The organism is Microlunatus sagamiharensis, assembly GCF_900105785.1.
Lineage (GTDB): Bacteria > Actinomycetota > Actinomycetes > Propionibacteriales > Propionibacteriaceae > Microlunatus > Microlunatus sagamiharensis.
This window is the reverse complement of the sequence record NZ_LT629799.1, coordinates 2,719,971-2,739,979: the sequence shown is the minus strand read 5'-3', so window position 1 is coordinate 2,739,979 and position 20,009 is coordinate 2,719,971. Positions and strand designations below refer to the sequence as shown.

Here is a 20,009-nt window from a genome sequence, read left to right as displayed (position 1 = left end):
GGCGCCGTCTCCACGCTCGACGGCACCGCCTCGGTCGCATCGGGTGTCGGGATCCCGTCGTCGCGCCCGGCGCTGGAAACCCGACGGCGGCCGGCGCGCGCTCCCGTACCCTTGGCGCGTGTCCGAGACGGTCCAGGCCCGACTGAGCGAGGCGGGTGTGCCCTCCCTGGAGGAGCTGCACGCCCTAGACGCGAAGCAGCAGCCGACCTATCGCGACCCGGCGCAGCTGGCCGGCGTCGTCGACCGGCTCCGGGTGCTGCCGCCGCTGGTGTTCGCCGCCGAGTGCGACGAGCTGCGCGCCAAGATGGCGAGCGTCGCCGCGGGGGAGGCGTTCTTCCTCCAGGGCGGCGACTGCGCCGAGACCTTCGCCGGCGTGACCGCGCAGAACATCCAGGGCAAGCTCCGCACCCTGCTCTCCATGGCGGTCGTGCTGACCTACGCCGCCCAGGTCCCGATCGTCAAGGTCGGCCGGATGGCGGGGCAGTACGCCAAGCCGCGCAGCTCCGACAACGAGACCCGCGGCGGCGTGACGCTGCCGGCCTACCGCGGCGACGCGGTGAACGGCTTCGACTTCACCGAGGCGGCGCGGGTCCCCGACCCCGAGCGGCTCGTCGGCGTCTACAACGCCTCCGCCGCCACCCTGAACCTCACCCGCGCGTTCGTGACCGGCGGCTTCGCCCACCTGCGCAGCGTGCACAGCTGGAACGCCGACTTCGCCGCGAGCTCCGGCGCCGGCGTGCAGTACCAGCAGCTGGCCAGCGAGATCGACCGCGCGCTGGCCTTCATGGTCGCCTGCGGGATCGACGAGGACACCTTCCGCACCGTCGACTTCTACGCCAGCCACGAGGCGTTGCTCCTCGAGTACGAGCACGCCCTCACGCGCGTGGACTCCCGCACGGGCAACCCGTACGGGACGTCCGGCCACTTCCTGTGGATCGGCGAGCGGACACGTCAGCTCGAGGGCCCGCACGTCGAGCTGCTGAGCCACATGCACAACCCGATCGGCATCAAGCTCGGTCCGACCACGACGGCCGACGCGGCGCTGGCGCTGGCCGACCGGATCGACCCCGAGCACGTCGACGGCCGCATCACCTTCATCACCCGGATGGGCGCGGGCAAGGTCCGCGACGTCCTGCCCGAGCTGGTGGCCAAGGTGACCGCGAGCGGGCGCCAGGTGGCCTGGGTGTGCGACCCGATGCACGGCAACACGTTCGAGGCGCGCAACGGCTTCAAGACCCGGGCCTTCTCCGACGTGATGGACGAGCTGAACGGCTTCTTCGACGTCCACGAGGAGCTCGGCACCTGGCCGGGCGGCGTGCACGTCGAGCTGACCGGCGACGACGTCACCGAGTGCGTGGGCGGCAGCGACGAGATCGTCGAGGCCGACCTCGTGAACCGCTACGAGACGCTCTGCGACCCGCGCCTGAACCGCAACCAGAGCCTGGAGCTGGCCTTCCTCGTCGCCGAGCGGCTGACCTCGGGCCGCATCAAGCGCCAGAACCCGGTCCAGGCGTACGCCCCGGTCTCGCTCTGAGGGCCTCCACCGGAGCCACGACGTCCGGCGGGCCCTCGAACCTGTGTCACTCTGAGGAGTGACCCGCACCCAGAGCCCTTCCCGCACCGACGCCTCCGCCGGCACCCAGACCGACACCCTCTACCGGACCGCGACGGGCGAGCGGGCCCACCTGCGCGGCTGCCCGCACGTCGTGGGGCGTGACGTCACCCCGGTGACCGCCGACGACGCGGACCTCCCGACCTGCCGCTTCAGCTGGACCGAGCTGACCGGCGTGGGCCGGATCCCGCAGCGCACGGTCGACGCCGGGCTGCGCGAGCTCGGCGTGCAGCTGCCCGAGCGCAAGGGGATGGTCGCGCTGCTCAAGGGCGTCGCGTGGGACGACGCCCACCTGCCGCCGAGCCGCGCCTACCTGGCCCTCGCGCTCGACGGCCGCCGGGTCGCCTGGGCCGGGCGGACCTACGTGCAGATCGGTGACGAGTTCACGCCCCTGCCGCAGCACCGCACCGGAACCACCACGGTCAGCGAGCTGTGGGGCGAGCCCTGCGACGAGTGCTTCCAGGAGCGCGCCCGCAACGGGACCTGCAACTGCGGCTGAGCCTCGGGAGCACGTCGTCGGGGCCGTCCGGGTGGACGGCCCGGCGGCTCGTCCGGGGAGTGCATAGGGTCTCCACGTGATCGACCTGCGCTCCGACACCGTCACCAAGCCGACCGCCGCGATGCGCGAGGCGATGGCCTCGGCCCCGGTGGGGGACGACGTCTACGACGAGGACCCCTCGATCCACGCGCTCGAGGAGCGGGCGGCGGAGCTGCTCGGGCACGAGGCCGGGCTCTACTGCCCGACGGGCTCGATGACCAACGTGCTCGGCGTCTGGCTGCACGTCGCCCCGGGCACCGAGGTGCTCTGCGACGTGAACGCCCACGTCGCCCGTGCGGAGATGGGGGCGCACGGTGCGCTGACCGGGGTGACCATGCGGACCTGGCCCTCGCTGTCCGGGCGGCTCGACGCGGCCGAGGTCGAGAAGATCGTGTCGCCCGACGCGGGCCCGTACCTCGTCTCCACGGCCTGCGTCGCGGTCGAGAACACCCACAACTTCGGCGGCGGGACCGTGCAGCCGCTCGACCAGCTCGAGGCGGTCGGCGCGCTGTGCCGCGACCTCGGCATCGCCTTCCACCTCGACGGCGCGCGGATGGCCAACGCCTCCGTCGCCTCGGGCGTCTCGCTCGAGACCTACGGGCGGCTCTTCGACACCGTCAGCATCTGCCTGTCCAAGGGCCTCGGCGCCCCGGTCGGCTCGGTGCTCGTCGGCACCCGCGAGCAGGTCGGGCGGGCCCGCGTGCAGCGCAAGCGCCTCGGCGGCGGGTGGCGGCAGGCGGGCATCCTCGCGGCCGCGGGCCTGTACGCCCTCGAGCACCACGTCGAGCGGCTGGCCGACGACCACGCCGCGGCGAAGGCGCTGGCCGAGGCCGTCGCCGCCCGCGCCCCGCAGGCGATCGACCCGGCGGCGGTCGAGACGAACATCGTCGCCCTCGACACCGGGGGCGTGCCCGCGACCGCGGTCGTGGCCGCGGCGGCCGAGCAGGGCGTCCGCGTGGGGACGGTCGGCACGCGCACGGTACGCGCCGTCACCCACCTGGACGCGACCCTCGACCAGGCCCGGGAGGCGGGCGAGGTGCTCGGCGACGTCCTGGCGAGGGTGGAGCAGGCGGCCTGACCCGTCCGCCCCGGCGTCCCGGGACGGACGGGCCCGACGGCAGGAGGCCCTAGGCCCCGGACTGCTGCAGGCCCTTGGCCTCGTCGATCCAGGCGCTGACCTGCTTCTCGGAGACGCCGATGACGCGGCCGTGGCGGTCGAGGATCATCTGGGTCAGCGACGCCGGGTTGCGGTGGCTGAGCTCCTTGATCGAGTCGACGCCGATGCTCTCGAGCATCTCCGTGTGCTTCGGCCCGATGCCCTTGAGCTTGTAGAGGTCGTTCTCCATCGCCATGCTGGTCCGCGCTCCTTGTCGGCCGGCCCCTCCGGCCCCGTCCGCAATGTAAGCCTCGGCCGGGGTCCTGTCGATGGTCCGGGTCGAACCGCTCCGGCTCGACGCGGGCCCGTACGGGGCCGGGTCAGTAGAGGACCTCCTCGACCGGGGTGACCGGTCCGGGGGCCTCGTCGCCGAGCATCTGCACGAGGTCGATCTCGATCGTCCGGGTCATCGCGGTCATCGGCACGTCGTAGACGTCGTCGGCGAAGGGGTTGGCCAGCTGGTCACCGATCTGCACCGCCATCAGGAACATCAGCCCCACCAGCCCGGACCCGAGCGGGGTGAGCCACCCGAGGTCCTCCACGACGGCGAACGGCAGGATCAGGCAGAACACCCGCGAGAAGAAGCGCGGGAGGAAGCGGTACTGCACCGGCAGCGGCGTCTTCTGGATGCGCTCGAGCCCGCCCTGGGCGTCGGTCAGCGCGACGAGGGCAGCCTCCAGCTCCAGCCTCGCCAGCTCCCCGACGCCGCCGCGACGCTGCGCCTCGGTGACCAGCCGGTCGCTGTCGAGCAGGATCGCGGTCTGCCGGTTGGCCGCCCGCGCCACCCGCTCCAGCCGGTCGGCACCGAGGAAGCGACCGGCCTCGGGGGGCAGCGGCTGCCCGCGCAGCGAGGTGCGGAGCACGTGGACGTACGCGACCTGGTTGCGCACCACCTGCCGGGCGAGCTCGGCGGTGTCGGGACGGTCCTGGTCGACGAGCACGAGCGCCTGCCGCGCCAGGCTGCGCGAGGAGTTCACGACCTGGCCCCAAAGCGTCCGCGCCTCCCACCAGCGCCCGTACGAGGCGTTGACCATGAAGCCGACGAACAGCGCGATGGCCGTGCCGAAGAGGGTGAACTGGATGTCGATGCCGTCGAAATGGGTGGTGTCGTTCAGGTAGAGGAACGTGACGGCCACGTCCCAGACGAGGAGGGCGGCGACGGACACGGCGAGGGTGCGCCAGGCGCGCAGGGGCAGCTGTTTCTCGGACAGGATCACGACGGGGTCCTCAGGGCTCGGGGGAGCGGTCGGGGGGGAGCGGTCGGGGAGTGCGGTCGGGGGACGACGGCCTCGGCGGCGAGGGGCGTGGTGGTCGCGACGCGCCACCCGTCAGCATCCCAACGCGCTGCTGCAGGCGATCGATCCCGTCGAGGACGAGGCGTTGACAGGTTCAGTGCAATTGCATATGGTACTGAACACCGAGAGAGGATGGTCCCCATGGCCGACACGGCAACCACCAGCCACGACCCCGCCGCCTGGCGCGGCATCTACACCGCGACCGCGCTGCCCTTCCACGAGGACCTGTCGGTCGACTTCGACGCCTTCGGCGAGCACGTCGCGTGGCTGGCGGCGAACGGCACCCAGGGCGTCGCCCCGAACGGGTCGCTGGGGGAGTACCAGACCCTGTCCGACGACGAGCGTGCCCAGGTCGTGCGCACGGCCGTCGAGGCCAGCCCGGAGGGCTTCGGCGTCATGGCCGGCTGCGGTGCGTACGGCACCCTCCAGAGCGTCCGCTGGATCGAGCAGGCGGCGCAGGCCGGTGCCGGTTCGGTGCTGCTGCTGCCGCCGAACACCTACCGCGCCGACACCGACACCGTGCTGCGCCACTACCGCGAGGCCGCGAAGGTCGGCCTGCCGGTCGTGGCCTACAACAACCCGTACGACACCAAGGTCGACCTGACGCCGGCGATCCTCGCGCAGCTGCACGCCGAGGGCCTGATCGTCGCGGTGAAGGAGTTTACCGGCGACGTGCGCCGCGCGTACGAGATCGCCGAGCTCGCCCCCGACCTCGACCTGGTCGTCGGCTCCGACGACGTCCTGCTCGAGCTCGGCCTCGCCGGCGCGGTGGGCTGGGTCGCGGGCTACCCGAACGCGATCCCGCAGTCAACGGTCGAGCTCTACGAGCTCGCGACCTCCGGCGACCCGGCCGACCTCGCCAAGGCGCTGCCGATCTACCGCGACCTGCACTCGCTGCTGCGCTGGGACTCCAAGACCGAGTTCGTCCAGGCGATCAAGCTCTCGATGGACGTCGCCGGCCGCAAGGGCGGCGGCTGCCGCCCGCCGCGGGCCGCGCTGCCGACGGCGATCCACGACCGCGTGGTCGCCGACACCGAGGCCGCGCTCGCCAAGGGTTACAAGTAGTCAGGGAGAGTGGTGAGGTGAGCACCTCCACGACCGAAGCCCCCACGCCCACCGAGACCGCCCCGGCCGACGTCGCCGAGCTCGTCGCCGCCGCCGCGGCGGCGGGCGAGCGCTGGGCGGCGACCAGCCGGACCGAGCGGGCCGCCGTCCTCGACGCCGTCGCCGACGCGCTCGACGCCGCGGCCGGCACCCTGGTGCCGCTCGCGGTGGAGGAGTCGCGGCTGCCCGAGGGGCGGCTGAAGGGCGAGCTGGTCCGCACGACGTTCCAGCTGCGGCTCTTCGGCGAGGTGCTCCGCGAGGGCGGCTACCTCGACGTGCGCGTGGACCACGCCGACCCCGACTGGCCGATGGGGGCGCCGCGGCCGGACCTGCGGCGCACGATGGTGCCGCTCGGGCCGGTCGTGGTCTTCGGCGCCGGCAACTTCCCCTTCGCGTTCAGCGTGGCCGGCGGCGACACCGCCTCCGCGCTGGCGGCGGGGTGCCCGGTGCTGCTCAAGGCCCACCCCGGCCACCTGCGCCTCTCGGTCGCGACCGCGGACGTCGTCCGCCGGGCGCTGGCCGACGCCGGGGCGCCCGACGACCTCTTCACGCTGCTCGTGGGCGACGAGGCCGGTCGTGAGGCGCTCGTCGACCCGGGCGTGCGCGCCGGCGCCTTCACCGGCTCCACCGCCGGCGGCCGGGCGCTCTTCGACCTCGCGGTCTCGCGGCCGGTGCCGATCCCGTTCTTCGGCGAGCTCGGCAGCGTCAACCCGGTGTTCGTCACCCGCGCCGCCGCCGAGGCCCGCGGCGCCGACATCGCCACGCAGGCGGTCGGCTCCTTCACGATGGGCGCCGGGCAGTTCTGCACCAAGCCCGGCGTGCTCGTCGTGCCGGCCGGCTCGAGCGTGGTCGACGCGCTGCGCAGCGCCGACCTGCCCGGCCCCGCGCCGATGCTCTCGGCGCGGATGGTCGAGGGGCACAACCGCGTGCGCCACGAGCTCGAGGGCGCCCACGGGGTCGAGGTGCTCGCCCGCGGCGAGGACGCCGAGGACGGCACGCCCGCGCCGACGATCCTGCTGGTCGACGTGGCCACGCTGCTCGCCGACGTCGAGGAGCTCTTCCGCGAGTGCTTCGGGCCGACGGTGCTCGTGGCCACGTACGAGGGCTCCGAGGGGCACGACGACCTCGTCGCCCTCGCCCAGGCGATCGACGGGCAGCTGACGGCGACCGTGGTGGCCGAGGACTCCGACGCCGCGTCGCTGGGCGAGCTCGTCACCGTGCTCGCGAACCGCGCCGGCCGGGTCCTCTGGAACGCCTGGCCCACCGGCGTGAGCGTCACCCACGCCCAGCAGCACGGCGGCCCCTACCCGGCGACCACGGCCGGCGGGACCACCTCGGTCGGGACCGCGGCGATCACGCGCTTCCTGCGCCCGGTCGCGTACCAGGGCTTCCCCTCCGGCCTGCTGCCGGCGGAGCTGCGCGAGGACGCCACGCTGCCGCGCCTGGTGGACGGGGTCCGTCAGCCATGAGGGCCAGCCGGGTCTTCTCCGCGGTCGACTCGCACACGGAGGGCATGCCGACCCGTGTGATCACGGGCGGGTTCGGCGTCATCCCCGGCGCGAGCATGGCCGAGCGGCGCGTCTGGTTCATGGAGAACGCCGACCACCTGCGCACGCTGCTGATGTGCGAGCCGCGCGGCCACGGCTCCATGAGCGGGGCGATCCTCCAGCCGCCGACCCGGGCGGACGCGGACTGGGGCGTGCTGTTCATCGAGGTCTCCGGGCTGCTGCCGATGTGCGGCCACGGGACGATGGGCGTGGCGACCGTGCTGGTCGAGACGGGCATGGTCCCGGTCGTCGAGCCGGTCACGACCATCCGCCTCGAGGTGCCCGCCGGGCTCGTCGTCGCGCAGGTCGCAGTGACTGACGGGCACGCCACCTCGGTGACGCTGGAGATGGTGCCGTCCTTCAGCCTCGGGCTCGACCGGACGGTCTCGGTGCCGGGCTACGGCGACGTCACCTACGACATCGCGTACGGCGGCAACTTCTACGCGATCGTGCAGCTGGAGGCCCTCGGGCTGCCCTTCGAGCACGCGGCCAAGAACCGGCTGCTCGACGCGGGCCTGGCGATCATGGCCGCGATCGACGAGCAGGACCTGCCGGTGCACCCCGAGCGGGACGACATCCGCGGCTGCCACCACGTCTACCTGGCCGCGCCGGGCTCGGACGCGAAGCACTCGCGCCACGCGATGGCGATCTACCCGGGCTGGTTCGACCGGTCGCCGTGCGGCACCGGGACCTGCGGCCGGATGGCCCAGCTGCACGCCCGCGGCGAGCTCGCCGTAGGCGACGAGCTGGTCAACGAGTCGTTCATCGGGTCGCAGTTCCGGGGGCGGCTGCTCGGCGAGACCACGGTCGGCGGCCTGCCCGCCGTCCTGCCGCAGATCACCGGCCGCGCCTGGGTCACGGGCATGGGCCAGTACCTGCTCGACCCGACCGACCCCTTCCCCGCCGGCTTCAGCCTGTGACCGTCGTCGGTCAGAGCTCGACGCGGACCGCCGACCTCGTGGTCGTCGGCGCCGGCGCGGTGGGCGCCGCGTGCGCGTACTTCGCGGCCCGCGCCGGGCTGCGGGTCGTCGTGCTCGACCGCGGGCCGGTAGCCGGCGGGACGAGCAGCGCGGGGGAGGGCAACCTCCTCGTCTCCGACAAGGAGCCCGGGCCCGAGCTCGACCTCGCCCTGCTGTCGCGGCGGGTGTGGACCGAGGACCTCGGCGAGCACGGGCGGCACTGGGAGTTCGAGGCCAAGGGCGGGCTGGTCGTCGGCGACGACGACGCCGGGCTCGAGGCACTGACCGGCTTCGCCGAGCACCAGCGCGCCGTCGGGGTCGAGGCCGTCCGGGTCGCCCACGACGAGCTGCCCGCGTACGAGCCGCACCTCACCCGCGTCGTCGCCGGTGGCGTCTTCTACCCCCAGGACGCGCAGGTCCAGCCGATGCTGCTGACCGCCCACCTGCTGCGCCTGGCCCGCGGACTCGGCGCGCAGGTCGTGACGGGCTCGGAGGTGACCGGCTTCCTGCGCGACGGCGACCGGGTGACCGGCGTCCGGACCCGCAGCGGGCGGATCAGCGCCGGCGCCGTCCTCAACGCCTCCGGCACCTGGTCGGGCGAGGTCGCCGCGCTGGCCGGGGTCGACCTGCCCGTGCTGCCGCGACGCGGCTTCGTGCTCGTCACCCAGCCCCTCCCGCCGCTGGTGCGCCACAAGGTGTACGGCGCCGGCTACGTCGCCGACGTGGCCAGCTCCGACGAGGCGCTGCAGACGTCCCCCGTCGTCGAGGGCACGCCGAGCGGGACCGTGCTGGTCGGCGCCTCGCGCGAGCGCGTCGGCTTCGACCGCACGCCCTCGCTCCCGGTGCTCGCCCGCCTGGCCGCGGCCGCCGCGGCGCTCTTCCCGGTGCTGCGGGACGCGTCGCTCATCCGCGCGTACGCGGGCTTCCGGCCCTACTGCCCCGACCACCTGCCCGTCATCGGGCCCGACCCGCGCGCGCCCGGTCTCTGGCACGCCTGCGGGCACGAGGGCGCCGGCATCGGGCTCTGCGTCGGCACCGGGTCGCTGCTCGCCCAGGCCCTGAGCGGGCGCACGCCCGAGCTGGACCTGCACGCGTTCCGGCCGGAGCGCTTCGAGGAGTCCGGCACCCCCGCGACCGAGGAGCTGGCCGGTGCCCACTGACGGTGCACGACCCCAGGTGCCCTTCACCCTCGACGGCCGACCGCTCACCGCCCGCCCGGGCCAGAGCGTGGGCGCCGCGCTGACCGACGCCGGCGTACGGTCCTGGCGCACGACCCGCAGGCGGGAGAAGCCGCGCGGGCTCTTCTGCGGGATCGGCGTGTGCTTCGACTGCCTCATCGAGGTCGACGGCCGGCCCGACCAGCGCGCCTGCCTGACCCCCGTGCAGCCCGGCATGCGGCTGCGGACCGGAGCCCCCGAGGAGTGGACGTGAGCAGCACCGCCCGCCTCACCGCCGAGCTGGCGGTCGTCGGCGCCGGGCCGGCCGGGCTCGCCGCCGCGGTCGCCGCGGCCTCGCAGGGTCTGTCGGTCGTCGTGGTCGACGCCGGGCTTCAGCCGGGCGGGCAGTACTGGCGCCACCCCGACGAGCAGGCCGAGGCCGGTCTGGGCGCCGAGGCCGACGCGGGGGAGCTGCCCGCGCACCCCGCCGGGCAGCACGACTGGACGGTCTACGTCCGCCTGCGTGAGCGCTTCGACGCGCTGCGGGCGAGCGGGCGGGTCACGTACGTCCCCGGCACGCAGGTGTGGTTCGTCGAGCGCGCGGACGGTGCGGGCGGGTCCACCAGCTTCGGCTGGCGGCTGCGGACGAGCCCGACCGTCGAGCCCGACGACCGCGTCCCGACCGAGGTCGTGGCCCCGGCGCTCGTGCTCTGCCCGGGCGGCTACGACCGGCAGCTGCCGGTGCCCGGCTGGGACCTGCCCGGGGTGATGGCCGCGGGCGGGGTGCAGGCACTGCTCAAGGGTCACGGTTCGCTGGCGGGCCGCCGCGCCGTCGTGGCCGGCACCGGCCCGTTCCTGCTGCCCGTCGCCGCCGGGCTCGCCGAGGCGGGCGCGGAGGTCCTGGGCATCTGCGAGTCCGGAGCGGTGACGGGCTGGGTGCGCCAGGTCGGCGGGGCGGTCCAGTCGCCGCGCAAGGGCCTCGATGCCGTCGGCTACGTCCGCACGATGCTGGCGCACCGCATCCCCTACCGGCAGCGGACCGTCGTCACCGCGATCGGCGGGACCGACCAGGTGGAGTCGGTCACCACCGCCCGGCTCGGCCGCGACGGCCTCGTCGTGCCGGGCAGCGAGCGCACGGCCGAGGTCGACCTGGTGGCGCTCGGCTGGGGCTTCACGCCGTCGCTCGAGCTCGTCACCGCCGTCGGGGCGGACACGCGCGTCGACGTCGACGACTCGCTCGTCGTGGTCGTCGACGACGACCAGCGCAGCACCGCGCCCGGCGTCTACGTCGCAGGGGAGGCGACCGGGGTCGGCGGGGCCGCGCTCGCGCTGCTCGAGGGCGAGCTCGCGGGTCTCGCCGCGGCGCAGGACGGGGGTCGTGAGGTCCCGGCGCGCACGCTCGGCCGGCTGCGCTTCGGCATCCGCCGCGGCCGGGCGTTCGCCCGGGCCATGCACCGCGCCCACCCGGTGCCGCGGACCTGGACGACCTGGCTCACGCCCGAGACGCTGGTGTGCCGTTGCGAGGAGGTCGACGTCGCGACCGTGCTGCAGGCGCGCGACGAGCTCGGCGGCGGCGACTTCCGTACGGCCAAGCTCCTGACGCGGACGGGCATGGGCTGGTGCCAGGGCCGGGTGTGCGGCTTCGCCACCGCGCTGCTCGCCGCCCAGGACGCCGGTCGCGGCCTGGCCGTCGACGACCTGCGGCCCACCGCCAAGCGAACCCTTGCCACGCCGCTCAGCCTCGGCCGGCTCGCCGACCTGGCCGACCTCGGCGACGCCGCGCCGGGGAAGGTCCCGCTCGACCTCGAGTGACCCTCGTGGCCGCCGAGCGGTAGGTTGCCGCGGCGCTCACCGGCGTGTCGGGCGCGGCAACCTACCGGTCGGCGGGGGTGCGGCCGGCCCAGGTCGTCCGCGTCCGGGCGACGTGGGCGTGCATCAGGGCCTCGGCGCCGGCGGCGTCGCGCGCCTCGACGAGGTCGACGAGCACGAGGTGCTCGCGGGCGTTCTCGGCCAGGACGCCGGAGGCGAGCATGCCGGTCAGCCCGAGCAGGCGCGTCTGGCCGCGGAGCTCGGCGACGAGGTCGACCAGCCGGGGGTTGCCGTCGTAGGAGAGCAGCCGCAGGTGGAACTCGCGGTCCGCCTCGGTGTACGCGACGAGGTCGCCGGCGGTCGCGCCGTCGACGATCCGCTGGGCCATCGCGCGGAGCTCCGGCAGGTCCTCGGCGGGTACGTGCGGCGTCACGCGGCCGACCACCGGCGGTTCGAGGAGCTGGCGGATCTGGGTGAGCTGGTCGAGCGACGCGTCGTCGACCTCGCTGACCCGGAAGCCCTTGTTGGGCACGATCGTCACCGTGCCCTCGCGGACGAGGTCGAGCATCGCCTCGCGCACCGGCGTCGCCGACACCCCGAACCGCGACGCCAGGGACGGCGCGGAGTAGACGACGCCGGGCTCCATCTCGCCGGACACGATCGCCGCGCGCAGGGCCTGCGAGACGCGCTCGCGCAGGCTCGTCTTCGGCAGCGTCGTGATGCTGGGTGCGGGGCTCATCGGTCCTCCTCTGCTGTGTGACACCGTACGGCCCCGCTCCCGGTCCTGCCTCGAGCGCGGCCGCACGGACCGCCGACTAGCGTGAGCCCATGCAGATCGCGCACCTGGGGCACTCGGCCGTCCTCGTCCAGACCGACGGGGCCCGCATCCTGATCGACCCGGGCAACCTGTCCGACGCCTGGCACGACCTCACCGACCTCGACGCGGTGCTCGTCACCCACCAGCACCCCGACCACCTGGACCCGGCCGCGCTGCCCGCGCTGCTCCGGGCCAACCCGAAGGCGCGCCTGATCGTCGAGCCGTCGATCCGGACGGCGAGCGAGTCCGGCGACCTCGACCTGCCCGGCGCCGACGCGCTCGCGCCCGACGACCAGACCGCCATCGGCGACGTGCTGGTCACCGCGGTCGGGGGCGCCCACGCCGTCATCCACCCCGACATCCCGCGGATCGGCAACGTCGGCTACGTCCTCCGCTCCGAGGGCGAGCCCAACCTCTTCCACCCCGGCGACTCGTACGCGGTCGCGCCCGGCGGCGTCGACGTCGTGGCCGTGCCGCTCTACGGCCCGTGGGGCGCGCTGCGCGAGACCGTCGACTTCGCCCGGTCGGTCGCCGCGCCGGAGGGGTTCGGCATCCACGACGGGCTGCTCAACGAGCGCGGCCTCGGGCTGGTCATGGGGCGCGTCCGCGACATGACGCCGACGAACCTCGTCGACCTCCGCGGCGGGGAGCTGCGCACCTTCTGACCGCGACGCCCTGAGCTCCGTCCACCGATCGTCCGGGGAGCGCCCTCAGCGGGACGAGCGGGCGGGGCTCAGGGCACCGGCGGCGGCACCACCGAGGGTGCCCCGGGCGGCGGCACCTCGAGGGCGGGCTCGACGGCGTCGTCCGCCGCGTCGGTCGACCGCGACCGGCGCGGGGCGAGCTCCACCAGGTACATCGCCCCGACGATGGCCAGGCCGCCGAGCACCATCCGCACTGTCGGCCGCTCGCCGCCGAGGAGCACCGCGAAGACGGCGGCCCACACGGGCTCGGCGGCCATCACGACGGCGGCGCTGGAGGGCTCCACGTGGGCCTGGGCCCAGGTCTGCAGGACCATGGCGCCGGCCCCGGCGACGACGGCGAGGTAGAGCATCGAGACCCAGTCGCCGGCGGTGGCGGGCAGGGTGACGCCGACGTGGCCGGAGCCGTCGGGGAGCAGCGCCGCGCCCGTGCACACGAGGGTGATGACCACGAGCTGCACGAGGCTGAGCCCGAGCGCGCGCTCCGGGTCGGTGAACCGGCTCAACACGAGGATGTGCAGCGCGTACAGCGCGGCGGAGGCCAGCGTCAGCGCCTCGCCGGAGCCGACGCTGAAGCCCTGCAGGGACAGCACGCCCAGCCCCACCGCCGCCAGCGCCGCCCCTGCCCACGTCGCCGCCCCGATGCGGGAGCGGAAGACGAGAGCGCCGAGCAGCGGGGTCAGCACCACGTAGAGGCTGGTGACGAAGCCGGAGACACTTGCGCTGGTCAGCGAGAGCCCGACGGTCTGCACGATCTGGGCGGCGCCGTACAGCAGCCCGAGGAGCACGCCTCGCCGCAGGACCGTCGCGTCGACGCGCAGCCGCGGCGCGGCCAGCAGGGCCAGCGCGACGGAGGCGATGGCGAAGCGCACGGCCAGCATGTCCAGCACCCCGACCCGGGTGAGGAGGTCCTTCATCAGGAAGAACGTGGAGCCCCAGACCGCCGCCATGGTCAGCAGGGCGGCGAAGGCGAGCCGCTCCGTGCGCGACCTGGTCACGGCGTCAGCCTAGGGACGGCCGACCCCTCCTGGAGGTCTCGTCCAGCGCGGAGCGGGCGCGGATCAGATCAGCGAGAGCGTGACCGTCGACCCCTTGGGGGCCTTGTCACCACCGCCGGGGGAGGCGCTGAACACGTAGCCGAGCCCGAGGTAGCCCGACGCCTTGGTGGTCTTGACCTTGAAGCCGGCCTCGGTGAGGGCGTCCCGGGCGGCGGAGACGCCCATGGCCCGCACGTTGGGGACGGTCACGAGCACCGGGCCCTTGGAGGTGACCAGCGACACCTCGTCGCCCTTGGTCAGGGAACCGGTCGGCGGGTCCTGGCTGATCACGTCGCCGCTGGGGACCTCGTCGGAGTTCTGCTCGGTGACGGTGACGTCGAGACTGGCCTTCTTCATCGCCGCGACCGCCTTGTCGGCGTCCTTGCCGGTCCAGTCGTCGAGCTCGATCGGCTTCGGGCCGCCGCTGACGACCAGTGAGACTGCGGCGTCGCGCTTCAGCGAGGCACCGGGGTCCTGGCCGGCGTCGAGCACGACGCCCTTGGCGACGGTGTCGCTCCAGCGGTTCGTGACCTTGCCCGGCTTGAGGTGGACCGCGGCCAGGGCCGTGGTCGCCGCGTCCTGGGTGAGCCCGACGACCGTCGGCATCGCGAACCGCTCGGGCCCGCGCGAGACGACCGCCTCGATGTGGCTGCCCTTGCGCACCCGGGCGCCGGCGGTCGGCTCGGTGGACACGACCTCGCCCGCGGGCACCGTCTCGCTCCAGCCGTCGGTGAAGTCGACGGCCACGTCCGCGCGCTCGGCGACCGCGCCGGCGTCGGCGCGGCTCAGGGTGGTCAGCGCGGGGGCGCTGGTGAAGCGGCCCTCGGTCAGGTACCAGCCGGTCACCGCGGCGGCGGTGGTGAGCAGCAGGACGAGGATCAGCACGAGCCAGCCGCGGCGGCGGCGGCGCGCCTCGTGCTCGCGCCGCCGGGCGATCCGCTCGGAGTGCTCGGTGCGCGGCAGCCGGACCCGCGGGTCGTGGCCGGGGACCACGGGCGGGGGAGCGTCACGGAACGTCGGGTGGACCGGCTGGTACGCGGTCGCGCCCTGGGCGGCCGCCCCGTAGGCGCCCGCGCCGAAGGGGTGCGGGTCGGTGCGCTCCTCGCGCGGGCGGGCGAAGGACGGACCGGAGGCCGCCCCGATGTGCTGGGTGGCCTCGAGGTCGGCGCGGTCCCCGACCACCTGCGTCTGCGCCGACGCCGTGTCCTGGGCGAGGGTGTCCTCGACCACGGGTGCGGTGGGCGTCAGGTCCTGGGTGAGCTCGGGGTCGTCGCGCAGGCCCTCGCGCAGCGCGGCGCGGACCCGGCGCACCTGGGTGAGCAGCACCCGGCCGTCGGGCGGGCGGAGTGCGGGGTCGCGGGCCGTCGCGCGGGCGACGAGCGCGTCGAGGTAGGGCGGGATCGTCCCGTACGGCGCGAGGGTCGACGGCGGCGGGACGTCGTGGTGGACGTGGGCGTACGCGACCTGGATCGGGGTGTCGCCGCTGTGCGGCTTGCGCCCGGTGAGCAGCTCGAAGAGCACCACCCCGGCGCTGTAGACGTCGCTGCGGGCGTCGGCCACGCCGGTGGTCACCAGCTCGGGCGGCAGGTAGGAGACCGTGCCGATGAGCAGGCCCTGGGTCGCGGTCTGGGTCTGGGAGCTGATCGCCTTGGCCAGGCCGAAGTCGGCGACCTTGACCTTGCCCCGGGCGCCCAGCAGGACGTTCTCGGGCTTGACGTCGCGGTGCACCAGCCCGGCGTCGTGGGCGGCGGCGAGCGCGGAGACGACGGGTTCGAGCAGGTCGAGCGCGGCGAGCGGGTCGAGGGGCGCGTGGGCGTTGACCACGTCGCGCAGCGTCTCGCCCTCGACGTACTCCATGACGATGTAGGGCCGCACGACGTGGCCGTCGACCGCGTCGGCGCCCTGGTCGAAGACCGACACGACGTTGGGGTGCGAGAGCCGCGCGGCCGCGCGGGCCTCCCGGTCGAACTTGCGCGCGAACTCGACGTCGTCGCCGAGGCCGACGTGCATGATCTTGACCGCGACCGTCCGGGTCAGGCGGGTGTCGACGCCGCGGTAGACGGTGGCCATCCCGCCGCGGGCGAGGCGCTCGGTGATCTGGTAGCGGCCGTCGAGGACGCGCCCGACCAACGGGTCACCGGACGGGCCGCGGGAGCCCGGCCCCCGCGAGCCGAAGGTGCTGGTCATCGTCACGCCCGCTCCCGCCGCGATCGCGAGACGGGCGTCGTCTGGTGCCGCCGTCCGCCCTCGCGCTGAGTCGCGAGTCTAGGAGCGCGACGGGGCCTCTCCGCTGCTGACGCGCCGGTCGCCCGCGGGACCGTAGGGGTCCGCCCAGGGGTCGAGACCAGGGTCCTGACCGGTCTCGTCGGGGTCGCGCGGCTCGGCGTGACCCGCGGCCGCGGGCTCGATCCGGCCCCGTCGTGGCGAGGAGGCGCGGGCGTAGCGGCGGACCGGGATGCGCCCGGCCCCGGCGGCCAGCCGCCCGGCCTGCACGGCCAGCCGCATGGCGTGAGCCATGGCGACCGGGTCCTCGGCGCGGGTCACGGCGGAGGCCAGCAGGACGGCGTCGCACCCCAGCTCGAGGGCCCGGGTCGCCTCCGACGCGGTGCCGATGCCCGCGTCGAGGATCACCGGGACGTCGACGTCGGCGACGATCAGCTCGATGTTGTGCTCGTTGCGGATGCCGAGGCCCGAGCCGATCGGGGCGCCCAGCGGCATGACCGCGGCGCACCCGGCGTCGGCCAGCCGGCGGGCTAGCACCGGGTCGTCGTTGGTGTACGGCAGCACGACGAAGCCGTCCGCGACGAGCCGCTCGGCGGCGTCGAGGAGCTCGATCGGGTCGGGCAGCAGGGTGACCTCGTCGGCGATCACCTCGAGCTTGACCCAGTCGGTCTCCAGCGCCTCGCGGGCGAGCTGCGCGGTCAGCACGGCGTCGGCGCTGGTGTAGCAGCCGGCGGTGTTCGGCAGCACGGCGATCCCGTGCCGGTCGAGCACGTCGAGCACCGATCCCGGGGCGTCCGGGTCCACCCGCCGCATCGCGACGGTGGTCAGCTCCGTGCCCGAGGCGAGCAGCGCGGCCTCCATGACCTCGAGGCTCGGCGCTCCGCCCGTCCCCATCACCAGCCGCGACCCGAACGACCGGCCGGCGATCACCAGCGGGTCGGGACCGGCCAGGTCCCGTGCGTCAGCCACCCTGCACCGCCGTCACGACCTCCACGCGGGACCCTTCCTCGAGCGTCGTCGTGCGGTGCCGGGCGCGGGGGACCACCGCGCCGTCCAGGGCCACGGCGAAGCCCCGCGGCGCCTGGTCCCCGAGCCCGAGCACCTCGGCGACCGTCGCGCTCGCGTCGACCTCGCGGCGCTCGCCGTTGACGAAGACGATCACGCGACGCTCCCGGCGGTGCGCAGCCGCCGCGTCGGCGCCGGCTCGCGGTCGAAGCGGCCCAGCGCGAACGGCTCCGCGACGGGGTCGAGGACGCCCGTGGTGACGTACGCGGCGGTGACGTCGGCGGTCACCGGCGTCAGCAGCACGCCGTTGCGGTGGTGCCCGGTGGCGAGCGTCAGGCCCTCGAGCGCGCAGGGACCCAGGATCGGGGCGTTGTCCGGCGTGCCTGGACGCCAGCCGACGTTGGTCTCGGCGATCGCGTACTCGGCGCTCAGCGGGATCACCTGGCGGGCGTCGCGGAGGAGCTCGTAGACCCCGCCGGCGGTCACCCGGTCGTCGAAGCCCTGCTCCTCGACCGTCGCGCCGACCACGACCTCGCGGCCGTGCTCGCGGGGGACGACGTAGACCTCGTTGCCGCGGCTGAACGCGCGCACGGTCAGGCCGGGGCCGGGCAGGCGGCCCGGGTCGAGGCGGAGCACCTGGCCCTTCACCGGGCGTACGGGGACGTCGGGCACGCCCTCGACCTGCGCGGCCCAGGAGCCGTTGGCCAGCACCACGCTTCCGGCGGCCAGCGTCGTCCCGTCGACCAGGGTCACGCCGGTCACCCGGTCCGCGTCGCTCTCCACGCGCTTGACGAACCCCGTGACCGTCCGCACCCCCGTTCGCTCCGCGGCGGTGGTCAGCGCCTCGAGCAGCACCCGGTTGTCGCAGCTCCAGTCGCTCGGCACGAGCAGCCCGCCGCGCACGGTGGGCGCCAGCAGCGGCTCGTGGGCGCGGCACTCCCGGCTCGTCAGGCGCTCCGCGGCCAGGCCCTGGCGCTGGAGGTAGTCGGCGAACGTGCGCAGCCGCGCCAGGTCGTCGGCGTCGGAGGCCACCGAGAGCGTCGGTCCGCGCCGCAGCCCGGACGGCCCGCCCGAGGCATCGACCACCTCGTCGGCGAAGGTCGGCCAGCGCTCGCCCGAGGCCTGGTTGAGGGCGAGCAGGGTCCGCTCGGTGAAGGTCGTCTCGGTGACCGGAGCGAGCATGCCCGCGGCGACGCGGGAGGCGGCCAGCGAACGTTCGCCGACCACGAGGGCGACGTCCAACCCGGCCTGGGCGAGGCGCCAGGCCGTCGCGGTCCCGATCAGCCCGCCGCCGACGACCACGACGTCCGCGCCGCTCACGCCGGCCTCCCGTCCACGGCCTCACCCTAGGCCGTGGCCGTGCGGGATGATCGGGACGTGACCGTGATGACGAGCCTCGCCTCCCGGCTGCGGTCGGCGCGGCTCTACCTCTGCACCGACGCGCGCGAGCGGCAGGGCGACCTCGGGGACTTCCTGCGCGAGGCCTTCGCGGGCGGGGTGGACGTCGTCCAGATCCGGCAGAAGGACATGGACCGCGACGCCGAGCTGGCCGCGCTCGAGGTCGCCCGCTCGGTCGCCACCGCCTCGCGGACGGGGGCGCCGCCGATCGTCTGCGTGAACGACTCGCCGCGCATCGCCCAGGCCTTCGCCGCCGACATGCTGCACCTCGGCCAGACCGACGGCTCGGCCCACCGTGCCCGCCGGCGCCTGCACGAGTGGGCCCTCGTCGGGCGCTCGACCCACACCCCGGAGCAGGCCGACGAGGCACTGGCCGATCCCGACGTCAGCTACTTCGCCGTCGGCCCGGTGCACGCCACCCCGACCAAGCCCGACTACGTCCCGGTCGGTCTCGACCTGGTCCGCCACGCCGCCAGGATCGCCCCCGTCGGCGACGTGACGTCCGAGCCGTGGTTCGCGATCGGCGGGCTCCACCTCGGCAACCTCGACGAGGTGGTCGAGGCCGGCGCGCGCCGGGTCGTCGTCGTCCGCGCGATCACCGAGGCCTCCGACCCCCGCGCCGCCGCCCGCGCGCTCTCCGACCGGCTCGGGCAGGCGTGGGCGGACGACCCGGCCCTCGCCTCGTACGCGCTCCGCTCCGCCTCGCTCGGCCTGTGAGCCAGGAGGCTCCGCGCGGGGCCGCGCCGGCGGAGGCGCCGCGCACTCGCGGTCCGCGCAACGCCGTGGTCGCCGTCGCGCTGCTGGCGCTCGTGCTGGTCGTCGTCCTCACCCGCCTCGTGGGCGGAGGTCCGGAGGGCACCGGGCCGGGTTCCGCCGAACCGGGCACGAGCGCGTCGCCGGCGCCCTCGTCCTCGGCCACGTCCTCGCGGAGCGCCACCACCCGGGCGCCCTCCGCGGCAGCCACGCGGGACCCCGAGACCGGGCTCCGCCTCGTCGCGCTGAGCAGCCTCCCGCGCGAGGCGCAGCAGACCGTCGCGCTGGTCGAGCGCGGCGGGCCGTTCCCCTACCGGCAGGACGGCGCGACCTTCGGCAACCGCGAGCGGCGCCTGCCCTCGCACCCGAGCGGCTGGTACCGCGAGTACACCGTCGTCACACCCGGCGAGGACGACCGCGGCCCGCGCAGAATCGTCACCGGCGACGACGACCGGCAGGTCTTCTACACCGGCGACCACTACGGCTCGTTCGTCCGGGTCGCCCGGTGAGCGGGCTGCGCGGCGGGGTGCGGCGGGTCCTCGGTCCGGCGGAGGAGGTCGGGGCCCTGCTCGCCGAGGACGGCTGGGACGTCGGGCTCGTGCCCCGGGCGGGCGACGACGCGGCGCTCTGGGACGGCTTGACCTCCGCGCTGGCCCTGCCCGGGTGGTTCGGTCGGAACCTCGACGCCCTCGAGGAGGCCCTCCACGACCTCGAGCGGCCCACTGCGCTCGTCGTCGCCGCCTGGTGGGCGTACGCGACCGCGCGCCCCGACCGCTGGGCCTCGCTGCTGGAGCTGCTCACGGGACGGTCAGCGGAGGAGCCCCCGCTCCTCGTCGTGCTCGCGGATTGAGGGCGACGGAGGACAGACCGGGAGGCCGCGCTGGCGCGCGCTCTCGGC

20 protein-coding genes and 1 pseudogene are annotated in these 20,009 nt (G+C 75.0%); 13 read left to right on the top strand and 8 right to left on the bottom strand.

Annotated elements, in window-relative coordinates:
• Positions 1 to 118: 118 nt before the first annotated feature.
• The 3 genes from BLU42_RS12485 to BLU42_RS12475 all read left to right on the top strand — a co-directional run bounded on the left by BLU42_RS12485 (position 119) and on the right by BLU42_RS12475 (position 3,228).
• Positions 119 to 1,534 carry a class II 3-deoxy-7-phosphoheptulonate synthase gene (locus tag BLU42_RS12485; RefSeq protein ID WP_231918128.1) on the top strand — a complete coding sequence of 472 codons (1,416 nt, stop codon included), beginning with the start codon at positions 119 to 121 and terminating at the stop codon, positions 1,532 to 1,534.
• A 58-nt stretch (positions 1,535 to 1,592) separates the two neighbouring features.
• Positions 1,593 to 2,111: a hypothetical protein gene (locus BLU42_RS12480; RefSeq protein WP_091074831.1), complete on the top strand. Its 519-nt coding sequence runs from the start codon at positions 1,593 to 1,595 to the stop codon at positions 2,109 to 2,111.
• 76 nt (positions 2,112 to 2,187) lie between these two features.
• Positions 2,188 to 3,228: a threonine aldolase family protein gene (locus BLU42_RS12475; protein ID WP_091074829.1), complete on the top strand. Its 1,041-nt coding sequence runs from the start codon at positions 2,188 to 2,190 to the stop codon at positions 3,226 to 3,228.
• A 49-nt stretch (positions 3,229 to 3,277) separates the two neighbouring features.
• Here the strand turns inward: BLU42_RS12475 and BLU42_RS12470 are convergent, their stop codons facing one another.
• Entirely contained in the window at positions 3,278 to 3,502 is a 225-nt protein-coding gene (locus BLU42_RS12470; RefSeq protein ID WP_091074827.1) for a DUF4332 domain-containing protein, read from the bottom strand.
• 124 nt (positions 3,503 to 3,626) lie between these two features.
• Positions 3,627 to 4,523 (bottom strand): bestrophin family protein, encoded by an 897-nt coding sequence (locus BLU42_RS12465; protein ID WP_197680431.1) that lies wholly within the window; start codon positions 4,521 to 4,523, stop codon positions 3,627 to 3,629.
• A 219-nt stretch (positions 4,524 to 4,742) separates the two neighbouring features.
• On the opposite strand from BLU42_RS12465, the gene BLU42_RS12460 reads away from it, so the two are divergent.
• From BLU42_RS12460 to BLU42_RS12435, 6 genes are read left to right on the top strand one after another with little or no spacing between them, the layout of a single operon-like run.
• Complete coding sequence (locus tag BLU42_RS12460) at positions 4,743 to 5,666, top strand: dihydrodipicolinate synthase family protein (protein WP_091074826.1); 924 nt, start codon at positions 4,743 to 4,745, stop codon at positions 5,664 to 5,666.
• A 17-nt stretch (positions 5,667 to 5,683) separates the two neighbouring features.
• The gene (locus tag BLU42_RS12455; protein WP_091074824.1) at positions 5,684 to 7,174 is read left to right on the top strand and encodes an aldehyde dehydrogenase (NADP(+)); all 1,491 of its coding nucleotides are present in this window, start codon (positions 5,684 to 5,686) and stop codon (positions 7,172 to 7,174) included.
• 44 nt (positions 7,175 to 7,218) lie between these two features.
• Positions 7,219 to 8,172 (top strand): proline racemase family protein, encoded by a 954-nt coding sequence (locus tag BLU42_RS12450; RefSeq protein ID WP_231918127.1) that lies wholly within the window; start codon positions 7,219 to 7,221, stop codon positions 8,170 to 8,172.
• Entirely contained in the window at positions 8,169 to 9,371 is a 1,203-nt protein-coding gene (locus BLU42_RS12445; protein ID WP_091074820.1) for an NAD(P)/FAD-dependent oxidoreductase, read from the top strand. The genes BLU42_RS12450 and BLU42_RS12445 overlap by 4 nt, the downstream gene beginning before the upstream one ends.
• On the top strand, positions 9,361 to 9,642 hold the full coding sequence (locus tag BLU42_RS12440; protein WP_091074818.1) for a (2Fe-2S)-binding protein: 282 nt from the start codon (positions 9,361 to 9,363) through the stop codon (positions 9,640 to 9,642). Before BLU42_RS12445 ends, BLU42_RS12440 begins: the two co-directional genes overlap by 11 nt.
• On the top strand, positions 9,639 to 11,180 hold the full coding sequence (locus tag BLU42_RS12435) for a (2Fe-2S)-binding protein (RefSeq protein WP_197680430.1): 1,542 nt from the start codon (positions 9,639 to 9,641) through the stop codon (positions 11,178 to 11,180). The genes BLU42_RS12440 and BLU42_RS12435 overlap by 4 nt, the downstream gene beginning before the upstream one ends.
• 61 nt (positions 11,181 to 11,241) lie before the next feature.
• Here the strand turns inward: BLU42_RS12435 and BLU42_RS12430 are convergent, their stop codons facing one another.
• Positions 11,242 to 11,916 (bottom strand): GntR family transcriptional regulator, encoded by a 675-nt coding sequence (locus tag BLU42_RS12430; RefSeq protein ID WP_091074815.1) that lies wholly within the window; start codon positions 11,914 to 11,916, stop codon positions 11,242 to 11,244.
• Between the two features lie 89 nt (positions 11,917 to 12,005).
• On the opposite strand from BLU42_RS12430, the gene BLU42_RS12425 reads away from it, so the two are divergent.
• On the top strand, positions 12,006 to 12,659 hold the full coding sequence (locus BLU42_RS12425; RefSeq protein ID WP_091074813.1) for an MBL fold metallo-hydrolase: 654 nt from the start codon (positions 12,006 to 12,008) through the stop codon (positions 12,657 to 12,659).
• Positions 12,660 to 12,727: 68 nt separating this feature from the next.
• Here BLU42_RS12425 and BLU42_RS12420 read toward each other — a convergent pair whose 3' ends face one another.
• The 5 genes and pseudogenes from BLU42_RS12420 to thiO form a co-directional block, all read right to left on the bottom strand.
• On the bottom strand, positions 12,728 to 13,693 hold the full coding sequence (locus BLU42_RS12420; RefSeq protein WP_231918126.1) for a DMT family transporter: 966 nt from the start codon (positions 13,691 to 13,693) through the stop codon (positions 12,728 to 12,730).
• A gap of 63 nt (positions 13,694 to 13,756) precedes the next feature.
• The gene (gene pknB / locus BLU42_RS12415) at positions 13,757 to 15,919 is read right to left on the bottom strand and encodes a Stk1 family PASTA domain-containing Ser/Thr kinase (protein WP_091080349.1); all 2,163 of its coding nucleotides are present in this window, start codon (positions 15,917 to 15,919) and stop codon (positions 13,757 to 13,759) included.
• Positions 15,920 to 16,096: 177 nt separating this feature from the next.
• Positions 16,097 to 16,924 (bottom strand): annotated as a pseudogene (locus BLU42_RS12410) (thiazole synthase); the annotation flags it as partial.
• A complete protein-coding gene (gene thiS / locus BLU42_RS12405) occupies positions 16,917 to 17,117 on the bottom strand; it encodes a sulfur carrier protein ThiS (RefSeq protein WP_091074811.1) in 201 nt (66 codons plus the stop codon). The gene thiS and the pseudogene BLU42_RS12410, both read right to left, overlap by 8 nt.
• Positions 17,114 to 18,280, bottom strand: a complete 1,167-nt coding sequence (thiO, locus tag BLU42_RS12400) for a glycine oxidase ThiO (protein ID WP_091074809.1) — start codon at positions 18,278 to 18,280, stop codon at positions 17,114 to 17,116. The genes thiS and thiO overlap by 4 nt, the downstream gene beginning before the upstream one ends.
• 66 nt (positions 18,281 to 18,346) lie before the next feature.
• Between thiO and thiE the strand changes: the two genes are divergently transcribed.
• Genes thiE through BLU42_RS12385 form a run of 3 tightly spaced genes read left to right on the top strand, consistent with a single transcriptional unit; the run spans position 18,347 to position 19,961 of the window.
• Entirely contained in the window at positions 18,347 to 19,075 is a 729-nt protein-coding gene (gene thiE / locus BLU42_RS12395) for a thiamine phosphate synthase (protein ID WP_091080342.1), read from the top strand.
• Positions 19,072 to 19,620, top strand: a complete 549-nt coding sequence (locus tag BLU42_RS12390; RefSeq protein WP_231918125.1) for a ribonuclease domain-containing protein — start codon at positions 19,072 to 19,074, stop codon at positions 19,618 to 19,620. Before thiE ends, BLU42_RS12390 begins: the two co-directional genes overlap by 4 nt.
• On the top strand, positions 19,617 to 19,961 hold the full coding sequence (locus BLU42_RS12385) for a barstar family protein (RefSeq protein ID WP_091074804.1): 345 nt from the start codon (positions 19,617 to 19,619) through the stop codon (positions 19,959 to 19,961). Before BLU42_RS12390 ends, BLU42_RS12385 begins: the two co-directional genes overlap by 4 nt.
• Positions 19,962 to 20,009 lie beyond the last annotated feature (48 nt).